Source organism: Pantoea sp. X-Soil-TKNS-1279 (genome assembly GCF_059730565.1).
In genome coordinates this window covers 1,656,316-1,674,119 of sequence record NZ_AP035948.1, presented here as the reverse complement: position 1 = coordinate 1,674,119, position 17,804 = coordinate 1,656,316, and the positions used below count along the sequence as shown (strand labels likewise).

The following is a 17,804-nucleotide window of genomic DNA, read 5'->3' as shown; positions in this document are numbered from 1 at the left end:
AAAGAAAAAAGAAGTGAAGTAGTAAGTACTGTACACAACCACAGTTTCCGCCACTGTCATCGTTAAAATGAGGAGAATTCATGAAAAACACTTTTCTGAGCGGTTTTGGTGAAGGTTAACATCTCATAACACCACCGACGAGGCCTTCCTATTGGGAGGCCTTTCTATTTTGGGAGAAGGAAATGTCAAAATATTTTACTGGTGTCTTTACGTCCGCATTTGTTATTTTTTCGTTAACAAGAGCCTTGATTGCTTACACCGCAATAAGCCTGCCATTTGATGTAAGGATAATAAATTGGCTAATCGTTATTTTTGCTGATGCAACTATTCTTACCATTCTAAGCTCATTCATTAAAAAGAAATATCCAGACACGGCAGAATTTCTACCTATATTTTCAGGTATATGCTTTACAATAATATTGGCTGCATACGCTGTACTTGTATACATACCTGAATACCAAGCATCACTTTCAGTAATGGTTACCGGCTCATTGGTTGGCATGGGGTGGTGGATTCAATGTATAACTTCAGCCGCAAACACTAGGCGATCACATACTTTAAACACAATAATAAACACAAGAACCAGTGCGGAATACCAGTCGCAACTTAGAAATTGCACTATTATATATAGAGGGATGCGTTATATCCCACAGGAGTTCGCCGAATGGAGATGCAACCCAGACAAGGATGAATATAAAAACGCCCAAATGACCTCGGAGTATAAAGACGCTATTAATGGGTTGTTGTATGTATTGAATTATTTTGAGTTTCTAGCAAAAGGCATTCAATATAAAGACTTAGATGATGTTTTACTGAGAGAGTGCTTTTGTTCCTTCCTTAAAGGGATCGAGAGAAGGGGATTTCATTTGATCTTAGAATCTCAAAAACTGGACCCGCTATCTTTCGATGGGATAATCTATCTGTCGAAAAGATGGAATGGTGAATCGTTTGTTGAAAAACATCGTTCAAACCCTAACACTCCAGAACTAGGCATTCAATATCCATCAAACGAAATTGTACAGAACATTATAGAAGGTAAGCCATTGATCTCTGGTGTTGAGTTTACCCCTGATGAGGCGACGGTTAATAATATTAGCTCACAGCCCTAACCTTAATAACGCAAGAAGTACTGTAATGGGGGTGTCAGGGGTCGGAGGTCCAAACCCTCTCGTACCGACAAAAATCCCAAAAGAAAGCAGCCACTTATGGCTGCTTTTTATTGCCTAAATTTCACAATGGTGAAATGATTGAAAAACTTTCCTTCTCGCATGAGGCAAATCCAAGCTGCGGCCAAAGGTTCCGGGGATGAACTATGCTTAAGTGGCAACATTGAGTTGCATGAAAGGGAATGCCATATATGAGACGTTCGTTAAGTTGGCTGATGATTATCTTTGTGAGCCTGCTTGCTTTGGTGGGATGTTATCACTCTGATCGACCGATTGGCCCTGATGGCCGCCCGAATGTACCAAATGAACAATCAACTCCTGGGGGGCCGATGAGCAAGGGGCCGGTCGGACAACCTCAAGCATAGGAATCTTAATTACACCCTCTTCTGAGAAGGTTTGCTGCATCCTTTGCAATGGCCCTTACGGGCAATTCTTTCGATGCAGCTGCGATACGCTCTAGTTCGTACAAAATATTGGCCCGGTTCAGTGGGATACCTTTCGCACTCAACTCAATCACTGCTGTTCCTATTGCACAACCTATCATCCCTGCTCTCTGAGACTTCAGTTCTTTCATGTATACGTTACGACCATTAATTTGACTTAGTAATAAGCATAGAACGTATCTATGAACTTTTCCCTAGAATGAACTCCTTAAAAATCATATAGATTAATCAATATGAGGATTTCTGTTCCTGCTAAAACAACATTTATTCACTTAGCAAGGACAGGTTGTACCAGTTTCAAAATATTTATGTATAATGCTTGTTCATACATTGTATGGGCAAGCTACACACAGCATGCGTAGCGAACATGAGAGATTTGCAATTTGAATTATTATACCTGCTCTGAGCGGGTATTTTTTTGCGCGTCATTGGCATTCTGCTAAAGTTAAAAGGTGACATGTTGAACCACCATGACACGTTCAATTCAAGTATCGTATCCATGATAAATATTGCCCGCTCCTGCACTCCACCCGCAGCGCGGGCTTTTTTATATTTATCCTCTAAATCGTTGGCCGCTCGTCGCTCCATGCTCTAATAATTCCCCACGTAACCACACCAATCACCGTCACCTCCTCCAGCGGTTCACCCTCGATAGTTTCTCCGTCTTCGCAGATGATAGCGTTCCGGGCAAGCCGCCCAAGTTGCAGTTTGTCCCAGGCTGCAAAATAAATCGTGTCTCCTTGTCTGGGCTTAAGTGATTTGTCCACCACAGCCAAGCCATCAGCGGTATCTACCATAATGGTACTGGCGGGACTGGAAACCATTAACTCGTTCAGGTCGAGTCGGCGCTCGGCATAGTCTTTCGCCGGTGAAGGAAAGCCCATCAGAAGTTACCGTTTGGATTGAACAGGTGGAATATCCGGTCTTCACTGAAGTCCGGCGTGATGTCACGGAAGTAGCTTTGCTGATTCTCAATCCAGTCATTGGCTTCTTTCTTACTCCAGTGCCAGTTATTACGCCCCAGTTCTGCAATGAAGTCGCCCGTAGTAACGGTCTTGCGCCCTTTCACGTCCATTTTAATGCTCTGCCTGAATGCAGCCTGTATGTCCCGGTAACGTGGCATGGTGTTTAACTCCGATTGATTACTGTATATAAACACAGCATTATCCTTGTTGAGGATAGAGCAAGTAAATTATTGGAGCTTCATGGAAAGGGATTGTTGGGAAAGGAAATTTAATCTGAGGATGGTGAGGACGTATGATTAAAGAAGAATCTAATGTCAGGCGGATGCCCGAGTTGGTGGACTTCGGTTCAACATTCAGTGTCAGAGCAAAGCAGATAATCCTGAACACCCAATACCGAGATACGCTTGCTGAGTTCGGTTTCGATGCAAAGGATTTTCCCGATGTAACAATGACATTAACACTTAAGATGGCAAAGGCCCTGATAGCCCATTTACAGGAAGATGTAGATGCTATTGAAGCTGGCCGGGAGAATCCATCCTCCGATATCATGCTTAGTCCAGCTCACCTAATAAAAGCCTGGAGTGCTGTCTTTTTATGAGCCAGCACCTTCCAGAGCAGCAATGCGGTTTTGCAATGAACTTATGGCATCATTCTGACCGGCAATCACCTGTTGCTGCTCCTGAATCGCTAATACCATCTTTACGATAATAGCCATCTGGTCGAGATAGTAAGCATTGGTGTTGTTCGGGTCTTTCTCAATATCATAATCATCCGGGAGTCCGCTTCCACGAACGCACTCAGGGCTTATCTGTACAAGGTCATTAGCAATAAAACCATATTGCGTGTCTGACTCTTCGACAATTCCTCTGGCCTTATACTTAAATGTTGCTGGTCTCCATTGGCTAATTTCTTCAGATGCTTTTGCTTCAGTAATGTACTCAATATCTTTTTTCAGTTCTTTATCAGAAGAAGTATCAAACGCTATGGAGCCAACTCTTGTCCCCCCAATGAATAAGCCCATCCTTGTGTTGCCTGCGTCATTCCAGTACATCGTCCAGGGGTAGTTGTTGCTTACAGTGCCGTTTGTTCCTTGTCTGGATGAAAATCCAGAAGTCGAGTCAAGCATTCCCGATAACTGTAAGACTCCAGAGGCTGAGTTTATAAGCCTGACATTGTAGTCAGCAGAACTGTTTCCGAAATGGAAATCAATGAATGGAGTATTGCCATACAGCTCCATACTTCCAAAGGTAACAGAATCAGTAAATCCCAGGCTGAGATCACTTCGTGCCACTGTTATTGTTCTGGCATCTAACAGCGCCTTCCAGGCTGCTGAGCCTGTTTTAGCTCCGGTTCCACCTTGATCAATACTCAAGGCTGTACTCAGCCCGGATAATGATGTGATGTCGCTGTTTGCCCCTTTTCCAGCCTTACCAGCAAGCGTAGTTGTAATTCCGTTCCAGGCTGGACCAGTAAAACTGGTGCCATCTGGAAGCTTAACCGTAACATTCCCTGTGCCAGTATAAATCTGCTGCCAGTTTGCCTTCTCCTGAATCATCCCTCGCGCAACCATTGCGAAGTCATTCAGGACTTTCTGCGTGATGGCAACTCTAAGTGATGCGGGGACGGCATTCCATGCAAGGGCACTTGTTGTAGGGCCGTCAAATGCCAAAGACAGATTAAGACTGGTATCTGTAGCTATTGACGCAACCACCAGCGTGTAGGGTGCGCCTCCTACAGTGACGTATACGAAATCACCAGCAGATAGCTCTGTGGTGAAGTTGGTTCCCGTACCGTTAACAGCTGTAGAGCCATTGGTTAATGCAAGAGTACCTGCCGACATGATTTTCTCCGTGCAATAAAAAAACCCGGCGCGATGGCCGGGTCTGTTTATGTTTTTAGCTTTGATTAAATAATTCGATCAAAATGATCTTTTTTATTCGCTTAATAAGTTCCAGGTCACATGCTCTGATAATCATCACCTTATCAAAAGCAGGAATTGTGATGAAAAAGTTAATTATTACCGCTGCTATTATTATTCTATCTGGATGCGCGGCTTCAACTCCCCCGATATGTAGCAACAAAGCAAAAATTTCAAACCATGTTTATGACGTTCTTGTTTTCAGGAAAGAAAATGGACGATACCTTGCTGGATATCCCTTTTACACATGGACAGATAAATCACAGTTCGTTGATACAACTGAGTGTGACAAGCTAAACCCCTAATGCCTGATGGTAGTACGTATCGTAGATATTTGTTTCTATATAGGCGGGCGGGCTGCATGCATATTGATAGGGAGCCTGTTGATTATCATAGGCAACCTGGTTGTAAGTATTGCCGCCCTGAGCCTCGTACTTGCTTGTACCGGATATATTAAATCCGGCGCTATAGCAGTTGTACCGTATATATCCTGAATTACCAGTTGTGGGTATCGCAACCACCACTGATACTCCACTTGTTATTGCGACCGGCACATCAGACGTTGTGGTTGATCCAACAGTCAACCTGAGAGGCAGGCAGTTCTGATGCCAGACTATCTGCCCGTTGTCGTACATGAAAAATCCTGCTGTCGGGGTGTTGACCATCATCTTTGAGAATACATAGATGCGGGTCGCAGACATTGCAGCACCAAAATTTCCTCTGAACTGCAAAGCCCAATATCCATTCTGCGTTATTTCAGTCCACCAGACATTGTTAAATCCTGTTGCATCTGTCGAACGATGGAATGCTATGAACGGCATCGATGCAGGCACATTGGTTTGAAGTATTTGCCCCCCTGTTGGTGTCAGGTCAATAACCTGCGCCAGATTGAACGGAGTAAACGGTGGAGCGATTTTAAAAACAGGTGGATTCACACTGTAGTCATTCAGAACAAATCCCGCATAACTGGCGATTGAATTGGCCGTAGCGACCACGACTACCTTCGATACCGTATCGACACCTGACCAGCTCACAGTCTGGTCTGACACCGATGTGCCATACGTAATCTGACTGCTACCATAAGTTGTGCGACCACCTAATATCGCTGCTGTAATTGTGAAGCCCGGCAGGCTATACGTTTTGCTGCCAGCACCTGAGACGGACAGAATATCTATGACAAAGTTGTACGACATCGAGTTAATGGCATCGAATGTCGTTCCGTTGATATATGCTGTGAAACCGGCTGGCATTATCGTGCAGCCCCCATTGAGCAGACAAGTTGACCGCTGGCGTTATACCAGGCTACACCTTTGTTATCGATAATCACACGTCCCTGCCCGGTAACAGTGCCGTTAATTTCCAGAGTTCCTGCTTTGTTCAATCGCCATCCAGTTGTTCCAGCAACATAGTCGGTAGACTGGATATAGCTTGATATTTTGGCGCTATCGATGGTCCCATCCTGAATAAAAGCACTATTCATGAATACCTGACCTCCAATAACGGCAAACGGTGAAAAAGCATTGCCTCCATCGCCGCTCATGATCACAAATTTATTAGCATTAATAGCAACGCGAGTATCTACCTGTGATCCGTTAATGGTTACCGCAACAGACAAGCCCGCATCATAGTTGATGCCACCATAAGCGATTCCCGCCTTTAATGTGTAGATGGCTGAACCACCTGATGCGTCAGCATAGGCTGTCATCTTCTGCTGTATGGCGGCTTGTTGAGTGGCAAATTGCGCGACAACATCCGTCTCAAGCTGTGCAACAGAACTTTGCGCATCAGTCGCCACTTTCTGCGCCTGAATAACGCCGGCACGATTTTCACCGAACTGAGACCATTGCTGATTAACCGTGTCGTAATTCGCGAGAATGCTTTCAGCAAGTGCCTGTGGGTCAGTAATAAGTGGTTCCAGAAGAGCCTGGCCGTCTTCAGACTTAAAGAAGTCTTCAGCAATATCCTCCAGATAATCCGAAGCCTGGTCGTTAGCCATCCCTCGAATCCAGTCGGTATAGCCTGACTCATTGCCTGTTTTGTCCACCAGCTGTGCGCGGTACCAAAACGACTGGCCTGCCTTTAACCCAAGTTGAGAGTATGTCGCCTGCGGATACGGGACATCAGAAAGCAGCAGAGGATCAGATTGGTCATCATTTGGCGTGTACTGAATTTCCGTTTTCAACGTGTCGGACGTATTCTCCGGGAACCCCCACGTCAGCGTAATGCCCCAGTTGATTCCCTGAGCTGCAAACCCAACAGGTTTTGGAGGATTTCCTACTTTGCCGGTTAACGTTTTCTCATCTGAATACCCCCAACCGGAAGAAATCTCAGCGGCGTTAATAGCGCGAACACGGACCAGATAGCGGCCAGTGTAAATGCTCGGAACCTCAAAAGATGTCGTTGAGCTGCGAGCCACGCTAACCCAGTTACCATCATTGCGCCGCCATTGCGCTTCATAACTGATGGCGTTGGGAGTTTCATCCCAGTGAACGCGCATTGTCTCCAGGCTGATGCCCTGATTCACAACTGAATATGATTCGATTGTGATGTTAGCTGGAGCAGACTGGCTACCCGGTGGAATAACGCTGATAGGTCGCTGGTCGATAACCGCCCCTGTATCGATGCGGGCGTATTTATCCGGGTCATGAGCTGCGGCGGTGATAGTAAAGGTACCATCATCGTTTTCAGCCACCGCAGTAACGCGGTATTGCTGCGCATAAAGCTCCGTTGACTCAACAACCCAGACACTTTCCGGTTCTGGTGTCTCTGTGAAAGCCGTGGTGACAGTAACGTTGTTACCGCTCAGACTCTGGATAGTTCTGGCCTGAGATATTCCGCTTGGCAGGTTAACCTGCAAGCGATCGCCAGCATTAGCATCGGGAGTGCGATCAAGCGTGACAACCCGACCATTTACCGAGCTGATGCGACCGCCCGCTACACGCCCGGACAGATATTCATCGGCAACCGCGATGATGTAACCTGGAATGGGTATGTCACCATCAAGGCCAACTGAGAATACAACTACCCGGTCTTTGTTATTGGTCAGAATTCCCCAGCGTCCTTTCCTGTTCGCTTCTGACTGACGGGTACAACCAATTGCTGTGACTTCCAGCTGATTATAAGTTTTGTAGCGCGACACCAGGTCTTTTTCAAATACCGGCTCCATAGCATCGGCATAGCCGTTGTCAGGGTCGGAATAAGAAACCAATGCTGAGGTATAGCGGGTTTTGGTCGTGCTGCTTGAATAAGCAAATTCACCGTCTACGACATTGGCGTTGGTGAAGTTGTAATCCACATCGCGGGGCATATCAGCCAGGGCAACAATCTGATCACCGCCCCAGTAAGTCATGCCACGAAAGATCGCCGCAAAGTCACGCATAACCGTATAAGCATCGTTGCGGGTCTGCACGTAAACGTCACACTTATAGCGCGGCTCAGTGCCACTACCGCCCTTCCCATCAGGGACCATCTGATCGCAGTACTGCGCAACCTGGTACAGAGTCCATTTATCGATGTTAGCAACGGTCAGGCGGTCGCCAAGCCCAAAGCGATCAGAAACCACGATGTCATAAAAAATCCATGCCGGGTTATCCGTCCACGCCCATTTAAACGTTCCCAGCCATGTCCCGCTGTAGCTTCGGGTGTCCGGGTCGTAATTATCCGGCACGCGTATAATGCGGCCTTTTGGCTCACAGGTGATTTGCGGAATGCTGCCACTAAACTGACTGGAGTCGAATTCGATATAAAGAAGCGCAGTGTTCGGATAGCGTAGCTTGGCGTCAATCACCTCGGTATAGCTCTGCAACGTCATTGTGTCGCCAATCTTGGCGCTGTTAGCTTCGGGTGTGATCTTGCGAACGCGAATCGTCCACGTACTGCCTGCCTGCGGCAAATCTATGCGATGACTGCGCTCATAACCGGTGGTGGTTTTACCTGTCACCGCTGTATCCAGTACGGTGACCCATGATCCGCCATCGGTTTGTAGGTCTATGGCATAACTGATGCTGTACCCCACCAAATCGCCGTCATCTTCCTGTTTGAAAAGCGCAGGCCATTTCAGGCGCACACGGATAGCTGATAGCTGAGTATTGGTAAGGGTATGAACCCATGCAGTGCTACTGGTGACATCAGTCCCTACAGAAATCTCATTCTCGGTGCCGGGTATACCCTGGATGTAACTCTGCGCCTGAGTACCGGAACGGAACTCCCATGCAACACCGCTGAAATTCTGAGAACCGTCATCGTTCTCGATAGCGGTACCATCCAGGAAAATCTGTTTAGCTGTCAGATCACCAAAGAACTCTCCTTCACCGAGTGCCAGAACGATTTTAGCTTTTGCTACCGACTGAAGGTCATCTGGCTGTTCAGTAGGCGTGCGGGATTCTGAAGAGCCGCCTTTGCGTCCCTTATAAACGGTAGCTTTAGCCATATTGCGCCCATAAAAAAAGAGCGCCTGGGCGCTCTTAAAAGTGATGAGAATTAAATGCGGTTACTGCTGATCTTCAACGTAGATGCCAGCGGAGATGATTGCGCCACCAATCCGGCGCTGACCATAGAGAAGTGGGACCGGATACCCCTGAGCAGCGGTATTAGTCGGACTACCAAAGGCATAAGAGGCCTGATTATCGGCATCTTGCTTGCTGGCTAAACCTGCTGTTTGTGGTGAAAGCATCTGAATAACACCACCCAGCATCATAACCCCGCCCACTTTCATCATCCCGTACCCAAGAGGAGCGGCAACGGGGAAAAAATAGGAAATTACAGCGCCAACAACTACCAGGACAGCACCCAGTATTGTCTGAAAGGCTCCCGCCCTTTTACTGCCGATTATCATCGGCGCTATGCGGATTTCGCTTTTGCTGTGGTCTGCTTCAAGATCATCAGCAGCCAGGTTTCTCTGCCCGCTGAAAACAGCGTATGTAAGGCCGCGTTTCCGACTATTGTTAAGGAAGCGTTCAAATCCTGGAACCACAACAGAGAGGGCGCGTACAGCTTCGCGGGGTGTTTCAACTGCCAGGTGATGAACGCGGCCAAATGTCGCACCCAATACTCCATACAGGCGTATGGTTCTGATAACTTGTGCCATATTAGCCCCAAGAAAAAACCCGCCGAAGCGGGTTGTTTTTGTAAACCTAAAAGTCATATCCATAGTTATGACACATATCTATCATAACCCTTAGCCCATACCTTGATGCATCAGGCATCATAGGAAAAGATGCTGTTACCTCACCGTTAGGGCGAGACAAAGTCGCAAGGAATGGTTTATAACCTGTGTAACCACCGTAACTATTTTTCGCATTAACCAAGCCACAGTATGTATCTGGTTTGCCGTCCTCATTAACCTTCGGCAATTTAAACATTGCACTATCTGGGTCTTTTAATCTGTCTTTAACGGAATTTTCAATAATTTGTTTCTCAGGGTCTGTTAAATCACGCTTCTTAGTAACGATTACACGTTCTTGCACAGGTTGAGAGACACATCCAGCCAAAGTTGATACCAGTACTAAAGCAGAAAAAACCTTTTTCATTCTTTATAATCCAATAGTAACAAGGTAGGAATTATCCTAATTGCAAATTTTGAATTATAAAAGAATTTTAAGTGTCAATTTGCCGGGAATTATACTTCAGGACTATCTACTGCTGACTTTTATGTCTGACAATTTTCATTGTCCGTTCCAGCCAGTAGCCACCGTAGGGTGTGCGATTGCTGACGCGCCCAAAGAGATGATGCAGCATCATATTCCCGTCAAGCATCACCCCGGCATGATTCCACTTATTGGCCTGGACCTGCATTATGATCACATCACCCGGCTGTGGTGCGCCCTGCACCTCAACAAACCCGGCTGAATGCCAGTTATCCTGATACAGATTTTCCGGATATTGATCTTCCCACCAGGGGTAATCAACACGGAAATCAGGCAACTCTATGCCGTGTTCCTGTCGGAAGTAGCTCATCACCAGCCCCCAGCAGTCAGAATGTCCCAACACAAACGGGCGACCAACTAACGGCAACTCATCACGGGGCTGAATGGTGCGCAGGTCACCTTCGGGCCAGCTCACGATGTGCCACGGCACGCCGCTGGCATCACACATAGCCTCATCAAGTGGGCTTGGCCTTGTCGTTGCATCCGGGTGGCTGTGAGCAATGGCGATCACCGTACCCCACTCTTCCACAGCGGCATAATCTTCCGGTGACAGATGAAACTGTTCCGTTGGTTCGGCTGAGAGGTTGCGACAGGGGAAATAACGTTCAACGCGACTTTTCTGCGCTACCACCCCGCAGCACTCGCGCGGATATTCCGCTTCTGCATGAACAAGTAGTGCATCAATCGTTTTCTGGCGCATGTCAGCTCCGAATCAGCGAGGTGCCGGGGAACCCGCCGAAAGATACCTCTTCATCTTCACCAAAGCGCAATTTACAACCTGTAAGGGTGCCACTGCACTCATCAAGAGACGGGTCATCAACCGGGTTGTTAAATTTGTCGAAGTAGAGCGTGCCGGAATAGTCGCAACCATCTCCTGATCGATATTGACCACGAATGCACCAGGTGCAGAGGGAGTGTAGCTGACGAGTAGGAATCATCAGGCCTTGCAGGTCCATAGGACTACTGAGTGTGAATTCCACCTGTGTTTTGGTTTCAGTACTTTTGCTGTCGATGTAGAACACCTTCAGCTTTTCCTGTGTCGGATCGGCTGATGCGTTTCCGTCAGCAAAGTTAACCGCGTCGAGATACTGCGCCAGCGTGTCGTGAATGGAAACTTTTGCCTGCAACATATCATCATAGGCCAGACAGAGTGCGGTTATTGAACCATCCAGATTGGCGACCGTCAGTTTTGGCTGAGCGCTGCTACCCGTTGTTGACGCTTCAATGCCCGTGATCTGACACGGCCATGCTTTGTATTCCTGGCCCTGCCACCAGACAGATTTGGCTGGCAGCTTGGTTTCATCACCACCAGCAGCAACGATCTCCGCCTCAGTGTGTGGAATGTTATATGCATGGAAGCGCAGAACGTCAGGCAGGTCGAACGCCGAGCCATCCACCTCAAAGAGCCTGACCAAATTGCCGGGCTCCAGCTTCTGATAATCACTGTTCAGACTCATGGTTTAAACGCCTGTTCAAAAGTAGCCGTCAGGTCAAACATGCCAGCGCCCAATGCTACTGGCTTGTATGTGTCACATCGATAAAGACCGATCGGCTCAAGTGGTGGCTGCCACTGAAATGAGCGGGTGCCCTGATGGCTATCAAGAAACTGCTTGATAGCGCCGATCATCAACTCATTGCCAGTAAAGGTAAGGTCCCAGCTTTGTACGCGGTTATTGATGCCGTTCCCCGCCACCTGCGTATATCCATCACCGAACTGTACCTTTCGCGTGCTGAACTTGGCCTCGCCTGCCGCGTTGATTCTGGCGCACCAGGTAAACTCTTCGATTGCCATACTTAACGCCCCTTCATCGCGTTCCAGATATCGCCGCCAGGGCGAATATCACGCATCATGTTTTGCTTGTAGCGCTGATCAACAAAAGTGCCGATTTCCGAGCCAAACTGCTCCCAGCCGGAAGATGATTGCGTGGTCGCATTTCCATTGCTGTCGATGGTGATATAAACCTGCGGTGCACCAGATGTGGCACCTGAACTGTCACCACCAATCGCACGCACGCCAAGGGAGCCATCAGCAGCGCGGGTCAGAGGCATAATAGCTTCCGGACCTGCTTCACCCATCAGACCGGCACCTTTAGCGAATGCAAACATAGTTGGGGAGCTGACGATTGAGCCACTGTACTGGCTGAGGTCGTGGGAGTCGTAAACCCCGCCTTTAGCGTTGAAAGTAAGGTTGCTGAAATCGGTACCGCTGTTGAAGGCGGTGCTGGTACTGCTGGCAGCACTTGCAGTCGAACCACCAAAGTAACCGGTGATGCCTGATACAAGTGAGCCAAATATGCCAGACCCGGCACTCATAGTGCTGACAACAGCCATCTGCAATGCCACCTTCTCGATGATTTGCAGGACTGATATCCCCCATGACTTCCAGCTGACCTTGTTGCCCTCAAGCATCGACGTAACGTTACTGAATACGCCATCAAGAGACGACTTAACGCCATCTGACACCGTTCCTGACACATCGCTGATTTCATCAAACCAGTCTGCGAAACCATCTTTCGCACCCGCGACCCAGTCAGCCTGAAGGGAATCAAGTTGCTTGTAATAATCTTCCTGAATTCGCAGGCGCTCAGTCTGTGCATCACGCAGTGCCTGAGTTTCGCGATCATAAACTGATTTTGTGATATCGCCGGACTGGTATTGAGCTTGCAAATCACGCAGCTGATCGAGGTATTCACGCTCAATGTTCAGACGCTCTTTCATCCGCTCGCGCTCTTTGTCTCCAAGCCCAGCGCCCTGCACGTCTATATTCAGGGATGATTCTGCATTACTGTTCTGCGCCTGAAGGTTAGCCACGAACGCAGCCACCTTGGCATTTTCCTCATTGGCTTTTTTGACGGCGTTAAGGCGGTCAACTTCCTGCGCCAGATATTCAAGCCGCTTTTTCTGTGTTTCGTTAAGCCCCTGTAGTTTGCCGTCAGCGATATCAAATTGAAGTTTTTGCTGCTCGGTCACCACAGTCGTTTTTTTGCCTGTGGTGTCGATAAGCTCAATCTGGCGCATGTAGCTGCGCTCAGTGGCTTTAAAGGCTGATTCTATTTTGGCGGCTGAAGTGTCCGTCTTCGGCTTGGTGGGTTTACCGTTGGTTTCACCCGGCGCAAGACCAAAATCGAGCAGTGAGTCAGCAGTACTGCTGTTGACCGTACTGGGTACGATTAAATTCTGTTTCTGCTTATTAAGTTCGGCAAGGCGACCGGTTAACCCTGCAATTTCATCGGAAACTGCTTTAACACTGTCATCTTTTCCCATGACCCAGCCAAGAAATGTCTGACTGCCGTCATACATGCCATTGCCACGATCTTTGATAGTGCTGTTGAGGTAGTCAATACGCGCCTGAATCTGGTCAGGGTTGTTCATATCGACATTGTTACCGAGAGCGGCCATTCTGTTGCCAGAAGATGCCGCCAACTTCCCGGCACCGGCTGCGGCCTTAATTAACCACCCCGCCAGTTGCGCAACCTGGCTGACAAGATCAGCGATACCCTGTAAAACCTCCGGGTCAGTCAGTACTGTACGGATTTCAGAAAGAGAGTTATTCAACGGACTGAGATCAACATGCGCCAGCCCCGCTGCGATCTCCATCTTCAGGCCTTTTACCTGCGCCTCCATGTCCTGAAACAGGTTATTCACCTTCACCAGGTCATCAATGGATTGCGGGTCTGGCGCTACACCGTAATCCTTGGCTAGCTGAATAAACTGGCTGAGTTTGGCATTGTTGTTATCGAACAATGGCAGCAGTTTAGAAAGGTCATTACCAAGGCTTTCAAGGATGTTTACCTTAGCGGCATTGGTGCTTATTTTCCCCAGAGCCTCACCGATAGCTAACATTTGCTTGTCAGGGGAAACCTTTGAAAGTTTGTCAGCAGACAGACCCAGAGCGTTCAACGCATCAACCGCTTCGCCGGATTTGTTCAGTACCGCATCGCCAATTTTATCGCTCAGGTCCTTAAAGATGTCGGCCATGTTGTCACCGGCGACACCCGCCTTTTCTGCGGCAAACTGCCATGCAAGCAATTCCTGCGTGGACATTTTTAGCGATTTGGCCCACTGATCGGTGGCGTTGACCTGTTCAGCTGTAGATTTCAAAAGAGCGAATCCAGCCGTTCCCGCTGTCAGCGCCGCCGCCTGAGCGGCCGCGCCCACAGCCAGAAGACCTGCGGCGCTGGCTGCTGCATCTTTTTGAACCTGTTTCGCCCAGGTTGCTGAAGCGCGCTGCGCTTTATCCATACCCGAAACAAAGCCGCCCACTTTGGCGACCAGGTCGATCGTCAGTGTGCCCAGTGATTTGGAAGCCATAAACTCTCCGTTGGCGGCGTTACGTCCAGCTGGCTCTGGCCTCCTCTAATGAAATAGGCTCATTTGCCGCTTTGACTTTGGTGAAATGCTTTGTGAAATCAGTCGGGCTGAAGGGTGGCTGTTTGGGGTCTCTGTTGACGTTAGCAATCATGCTTGTCACCAGGCCAGCACCCCATTCAACCCGCATCATTGGGTTCAGGCTTCCATAGCGTTCCCGGTACTTCGCCCAGAGCTGCGACTCTTTGAAGGAGATCGTCTCACGCGCTTCGGCGATGGTCTTGCCGCCGATGCCGTTGAGGACGAGCTCGCACCAGAATTCATCTTCGGCGCTGAGTTCGAAGTCTTTCCCAGGTCGTTTACTTCCTGAATGGCCACCAGCAGTGCCACAGTTAATGAGCCATCCAGCGCACCTCTGTCAGGGTCTGCTTCACCGGTGATATCTGCCGGGGTAAATACTGGCTTGCCGCTTTCATCGCAGATTGATGCAGCGATGCGCCCGGCAACACCGTCCACCTTGCCACCCATTGCCAGAACATCAGACGTAGCCGTGTGATAACCCATCGGACGAACAAACACGGTTGCGGTTAATTCCTTATCACCCTGCTTCCAGGTGATTTCTTTCTCAACCGGGCGCCCGGTAAACGCGCCAGACTCTTTCAGTGACTCAAGTGTTAATTTCATTTCTCACCCGAACGTTTGGGGCCGAAGCCCCGTTGAATTAAGAACCAGCTTCAGCTTTAGGAATCCACGCACCCGCGCCAGAACGCTGGATGGTTGCAGTGGTCTGAACAACCGTATTGGCCTGAAAATCAAAAGGAAAGTCAGCCACATAACCTTTGAAGACATACCAGGTGCGATCATCAGGCAGGTTAAGACCATCAACCGCATCTGTATCACCTGATGCGGCCACGGTTGGGATTGATTCACCGTCTGACCAGCCGATTGCAAAGACCAGATCGGTCTGGTCTGAAGTTTCAGCCAGGTTGCTCAGCATCAGGTGGCTGGCGTTTTTTGGGTCAGCATTCAACGTTGCAGAAGCCTGAGCCGGGGTACGCAAACCCTTTTTATAGGTTCGCGTGCTTTTCTCACTCAGACAGGTGTCTTCAATCTGGTCTGCCGGACTGCTGCCCGGATTGAATGCGGTAATGCATTCGATTTCACTCACCGTGTTATTTGCAAACACATAGAGCTGCGTGCCCTGCGTCAATACAGACATGGTTATCTCCGGACGTAAAAAAACCGGCTCAGGGCCGGTTGGTTAGTTGGTGAGGTGATTAGCGAAGGACTATCCAGTCCACATCAAATGAGTATCGGTAGCGCTTCGTTTCGCTGTCGCGGGTCTGATCACCCCATCGCGTGATGTGTGCGTGAGGTTCAATAGCGTCACGGAGTGCAGCGGCAACAGAAATCGCCTGATCCGGGGTGTCAGCATAAACATCCACCTGCAATGTGAACGCATCGGCATCAGGGCGCTGGCCGAGGTAGTTTTCCGGCTCACCGGTGATGTTCTGCCAGACCGCATACGGGTAAACGACATTGTCATCCTGCATGCCGAATGGATACAGGCGCAGCCGATCACCGCCAATCAGCGCATTAACAGCAGGGCTTGCGGCGCAGACAGGAAAAATTGGCGCTATCATGGCGGTACCCCTTTCTTTTTGGCTCTGGCAATGGCTCTGTCGAGCGCAGTGCCATATCCGCTAATGAACGCGTTAACGACCGCATCAATGCTTGCATCAGCGGCTGGCCTGAGAAATGGATGGGCCTTCATTTTCTCCGTACCAAGCTCCAGAAGTCGCCAGTGAGGAGTTGGAGAGTTTGCCGCCTTATCAGGATGTTTACTCAGCTTTGCCCCATACTGAACGCCTACTCTGAAACCAAGGTCGCCAGTGCTTTTGAACAAGCGCCCATTCCAGCGCATAGTAACGTTATCGGCGATACTGCGCCCTGTTTCCGGGTCATCCAGCCTCTTAGCATTAGACTTAGCGCGATCAACAATGATGTTACCCGCCCTCCTGAGCGCTGAACGCCCCCCTTTTCTCCGAAGGTCATCGCTAACTTCGTCCAGTTTACCCAGCAGGCTATCAAGTCCTGTAAGTGAAAACTCTACGCCATCAGCCATCATTAACGCCCTCTGAGCATGGAAGTGTAAGATATTCTCGACCGCTAACAGGGTCGGGTAACACCCCTTCAATGTTGTATATCTTCCCTCGATAAACGATGCGGTTTTTACCCGAAATGCCATCCCTGTAACGTATGGTAATGCGGGTTGTGATTTGGCTTTGCACTGCCATCGCTGCTACAAATTCCCGCGCGGATGAAGGAACAACTTCCGCCCAGAGTTCAGCAACTTTTTCCCAGCCATTTGTTACGCTGCCTGTCTCAGGGTTCTGGGTTTTCACTGGCTGCTGAAGGGCCACGCGATGGCGAAGTTTTCCGGCCTGCATACTGATTATCCTTTCGGTTTTCCGCTCAGATAAGTTGCCTGCGGCAAGTCTTCTTCAAGCTCATCCGCAATAGACTGGTAAAGAATTGCGGCCAGCGTCTCATTCGATTCAGCCAACCGGTTTATTGCTGCTGTCTGCTCCTGCTGTGCTCTGGTCTGTTCGGCCATCGCTGCCAGCAGATTGTTTACCTGTTGCTCGCTCATAGGCTATTCGTGTCCACTTTTTCAACCACTCGCGCCGGGCCAGGCAACCTTTACATGGCATACAGTTGTCCTCTAAGTACCCGGCTGAAGCCGGTAATTCCTGATGCCGTTAAAGAAAAAATCGGGAACTACTTCAGGTTGATCCCGATTGTCATACCAGAAGTTCACCAGTTGCATGACCCGGAGTTTAATTGACGAGGTGATCACAATCCCCGTGGTGTCATCATCAGGAACCGAGTCATCGTAAAGCCGACGATTCAGAAACTGCTCGGCTTCTTCGCGTGCCGCAGAGACATAAAGTTCAAGGAGCGAATCTTCATCGGTATTGTCACTATCTATCCGGCACTGAATGCGCAGTTCTTCCAGTGAGGGGATCATTGCTTTCTCCGCATTAACTTTCAGGCCGGTTATTTTTTAGCTTTTTTATCCGCAGTTTCTTCCGGCTGCTCTGGCTGCTCTGGCTGCTCTGGCTGCTCTGGCTGCTCTGGCTGCTCTGGCTGCTCTGGCTGCTCATCAGCATCCGGGTTCTGTTCTTCAGCCGCAAGAAAGCCCATCTGCGCGGCCACTTCCAGCGCTCGTTCAGGCAGTTCACCATCCTGGTATTCGCCCGCACTGAAGGTTTTTACCTGACATCCATCCGGGGACCACTTAAGGGGTTTGAGAAGTTTTGGCATCTTTTACTCCAGAAAAAAGGGGCCGAAGCCCC

At 49.0% G+C, this 17,804-nt stretch carries 23 protein-coding genes; 3 read left to right on the top strand and 20 right to left on the bottom strand.

The genetic code is table 11. The annotated features are described in order from the left end of the window. The first annotated feature begins 182 nt into the window (after window positions 1–182). The gene (locus tag AC6I8N_RS07915) at window positions 183–1,109 is read left to right on the top strand and encodes a DUF4760 domain-containing protein (protein ID WP_497830445.1); all 927 of its coding nucleotides are present in this window, start codon (window positions 183–185) and stop codon (window positions 1,107–1,109) included. 1,060 nt (window positions 1,110–2,169) lie between these two features. Here AC6I8N_RS07915 and AC6I8N_RS07910 read toward each other — a convergent pair. Next, window positions 2,170–2,493 carry a S24/S26 family peptidase gene (locus AC6I8N_RS07910; RefSeq protein WP_497830444.1) on the bottom strand — a complete coding sequence of 108 codons (324 nt, stop codon included), beginning with the start codon at window positions 2,491–2,493 and terminating at the stop codon, window positions 2,170–2,172. Then, the gene (locus AC6I8N_RS07905) at window positions 2,493–2,684 is read right to left on the bottom strand and encodes a hypothetical protein (protein ID WP_497830443.1); all 192 of its coding nucleotides are present in this window, start codon (window positions 2,682–2,684) and stop codon (window positions 2,493–2,495) included. Before AC6I8N_RS07905 ends, AC6I8N_RS07910 begins: the two co-directional genes overlap by 1 nt. Before the next feature lie 182 nt (window positions 2,685–2,866). Between AC6I8N_RS07905 and AC6I8N_RS07900 the strand changes: the two genes are divergently transcribed. Further along, window positions 2,867–3,172, top strand: coding sequence for a hypothetical protein (locus AC6I8N_RS07900; protein WP_497830442.1), 306 nt, complete (start codon window positions 2,867–2,869; stop codon window positions 3,170–3,172). Here the strand turns inward: AC6I8N_RS07900 and AC6I8N_RS07895 are convergent. After that, the gene (locus tag AC6I8N_RS07895) at window positions 3,167–4,414 is read right to left on the bottom strand and encodes a tail fiber domain-containing protein (protein WP_497830441.1); all 1,248 of its coding nucleotides are present in this window, start codon (window positions 4,412–4,414) and stop codon (window positions 3,167–3,169) included. The two genes, AC6I8N_RS07900 and AC6I8N_RS07895, sit on opposite strands and share 6 nt — an antisense overlap. Before the next feature lie 161 nt (window positions 4,415–4,575). Here AC6I8N_RS07895 and cor point away from each other — a divergent pair, with 161 nt between their 5' ends. After that, window positions 4,576–4,797 (top strand): phage exclusion lipoprotein Cor, encoded by a 222-nt coding sequence (cor, locus tag AC6I8N_RS07890; protein WP_497830440.1) that lies wholly within the window; start codon window positions 4,576–4,578, stop codon window positions 4,795–4,797. On the opposite strand, the gene AC6I8N_RS07885 is transcribed toward cor, so the two are convergent. From AC6I8N_RS07885 to AC6I8N_RS07805, 17 genes are all read right to left on the bottom strand, one after another. Next, window positions 4,786–5,742, bottom strand: coding sequence for a hypothetical protein (locus tag AC6I8N_RS07885; protein ID WP_497830439.1), 957 nt, complete (start codon window positions 5,740–5,742; stop codon window positions 4,786–4,788). The genes cor and AC6I8N_RS07885 overlap by 12 nt on opposite strands. Then, on the bottom strand, window positions 5,742–8,921 hold the full coding sequence (locus AC6I8N_RS07880; protein ID WP_497830438.1) for a TipJ family phage tail tip protein: 3,180 nt from the start codon (window positions 8,919–8,921) through the stop codon (window positions 5,742–5,744). Before AC6I8N_RS07880 ends, AC6I8N_RS07885 begins: the two co-directional genes overlap by 1 nt. 60 nt (window positions 8,922–8,981) lie before the next feature. Then, window positions 8,982–9,578 carry a tail assembly protein gene (locus AC6I8N_RS07875; RefSeq protein ID WP_497830670.1) on the bottom strand — a complete coding sequence of 199 codons (597 nt, stop codon included), beginning with the start codon at window positions 9,576–9,578 and terminating at the stop codon, window positions 8,982–8,984. 46 nt (window positions 9,579–9,624) lie between these two features. Further along, complete coding sequence (locus tag AC6I8N_RS07870) at window positions 9,625–10,020, bottom strand: hypothetical protein (RefSeq protein WP_497830437.1); 396 nt, start codon at window positions 10,018–10,020, stop codon at window positions 9,625–9,627. A 106-nt stretch (window positions 10,021–10,126) separates the two neighbouring features. Continuing rightward, window positions 10,127–10,837: a C40 family peptidase gene (locus tag AC6I8N_RS07865; RefSeq protein ID WP_497830436.1), complete on the bottom strand. Its 711-nt coding sequence runs from the start codon at window positions 10,835–10,837 to the stop codon at window positions 10,127–10,129. Between the two features lies 1 nt (window position 10,838). Then, the gene (locus tag AC6I8N_RS07860; protein WP_497830435.1) at window positions 10,839–11,594 is read right to left on the bottom strand and encodes a phage minor tail protein L; all 756 of its coding nucleotides are present in this window, start codon (window positions 11,592–11,594) and stop codon (window positions 10,839–10,841) included. Continuing rightward, window positions 11,591–11,929 (bottom strand): phage tail protein, encoded by a 339-nt coding sequence (locus tag AC6I8N_RS07855; protein ID WP_497830434.1) that lies wholly within the window; start codon window positions 11,927–11,929, stop codon window positions 11,591–11,593. The genes AC6I8N_RS07860 and AC6I8N_RS07855 overlap by 4 nt, the downstream gene beginning before the upstream one ends. 2 nt (window positions 11,930–11,931) lie before the next feature. Next, the gene (locus AC6I8N_RS07850) at window positions 11,932–14,448 is read right to left on the bottom strand and encodes a phage tail tape measure protein (RefSeq protein ID WP_497830433.1); all 2,517 of its coding nucleotides are present in this window, start codon (window positions 14,446–14,448) and stop codon (window positions 11,932–11,934) included. A 19-nt stretch (window positions 14,449–14,467) separates the two neighbouring features. Continuing rightward, window positions 14,468–14,638 (bottom strand): hypothetical protein, encoded by a 171-nt coding sequence (locus AC6I8N_RS07845; protein WP_497830432.1) that lies wholly within the window; start codon window positions 14,636–14,638, stop codon window positions 14,468–14,470. A gap of 5 nt (window positions 14,639–14,643) precedes the next feature. Next, on the bottom strand, window positions 14,644–15,129 hold the full coding sequence (locus tag AC6I8N_RS07840; protein ID WP_497830431.1) for a phage tail assembly chaperone family protein, TAC: 486 nt from the start codon (window positions 15,127–15,129) through the stop codon (window positions 14,644–14,646). A 37-nt stretch (window positions 15,130–15,166) separates the two neighbouring features. Further along, on the bottom strand, window positions 15,167–15,664 hold the full coding sequence (locus tag AC6I8N_RS07835; protein WP_497830430.1) for a phage tail tube protein: 498 nt from the start codon (window positions 15,662–15,664) through the stop codon (window positions 15,167–15,169). A 58-nt stretch (window positions 15,665–15,722) separates the two neighbouring features. Then, on the bottom strand, window positions 15,723–16,088 hold the full coding sequence (locus AC6I8N_RS07830; protein WP_497830429.1) for a DUF3168 domain-containing protein: 366 nt from the start codon (window positions 16,086–16,088) through the stop codon (window positions 15,723–15,725). Beyond that, window positions 16,085–16,570 (bottom strand): HK97-gp10 family putative phage morphogenesis protein, encoded by a 486-nt coding sequence (locus AC6I8N_RS07825; RefSeq protein ID WP_497830669.1) that lies wholly within the window; start codon window positions 16,568–16,570, stop codon window positions 16,085–16,087. The genes AC6I8N_RS07830 and AC6I8N_RS07825 overlap by 4 nt, the downstream gene beginning before the upstream one ends. After that, on the bottom strand, window positions 16,563–16,895 hold the full coding sequence (locus AC6I8N_RS07820; protein WP_497830428.1) for a phage head closure protein: 333 nt from the start codon (window positions 16,893–16,895) through the stop codon (window positions 16,563–16,565). Before AC6I8N_RS07820 ends, AC6I8N_RS07825 begins: the two co-directional genes overlap by 8 nt. A 5-nt stretch (window positions 16,896–16,900) precedes the next feature. After that, window positions 16,901–17,098 carry a hypothetical protein gene (locus AC6I8N_RS07815; protein WP_497830427.1) on the bottom strand — a complete coding sequence of 66 codons (198 nt, stop codon included), beginning with the start codon at window positions 17,096–17,098 and terminating at the stop codon, window positions 16,901–16,903. A 72-nt stretch (window positions 17,099–17,170) separates the two neighbouring features. Beyond that, a complete protein-coding gene (locus tag AC6I8N_RS07810; RefSeq protein ID WP_497830426.1) occupies window positions 17,171–17,476 on the bottom strand; it encodes a head-tail connector protein in 306 nt (101 codons plus the stop codon). 29 nt (window positions 17,477–17,505) lie between these two features. Beyond that, entirely contained in the window at window positions 17,506–17,772 is a 267-nt protein-coding gene (locus AC6I8N_RS07805) for a hypothetical protein (protein ID WP_497830425.1), read from the bottom strand. Window positions 17,773–17,804 lie beyond the last annotated feature (32 nt).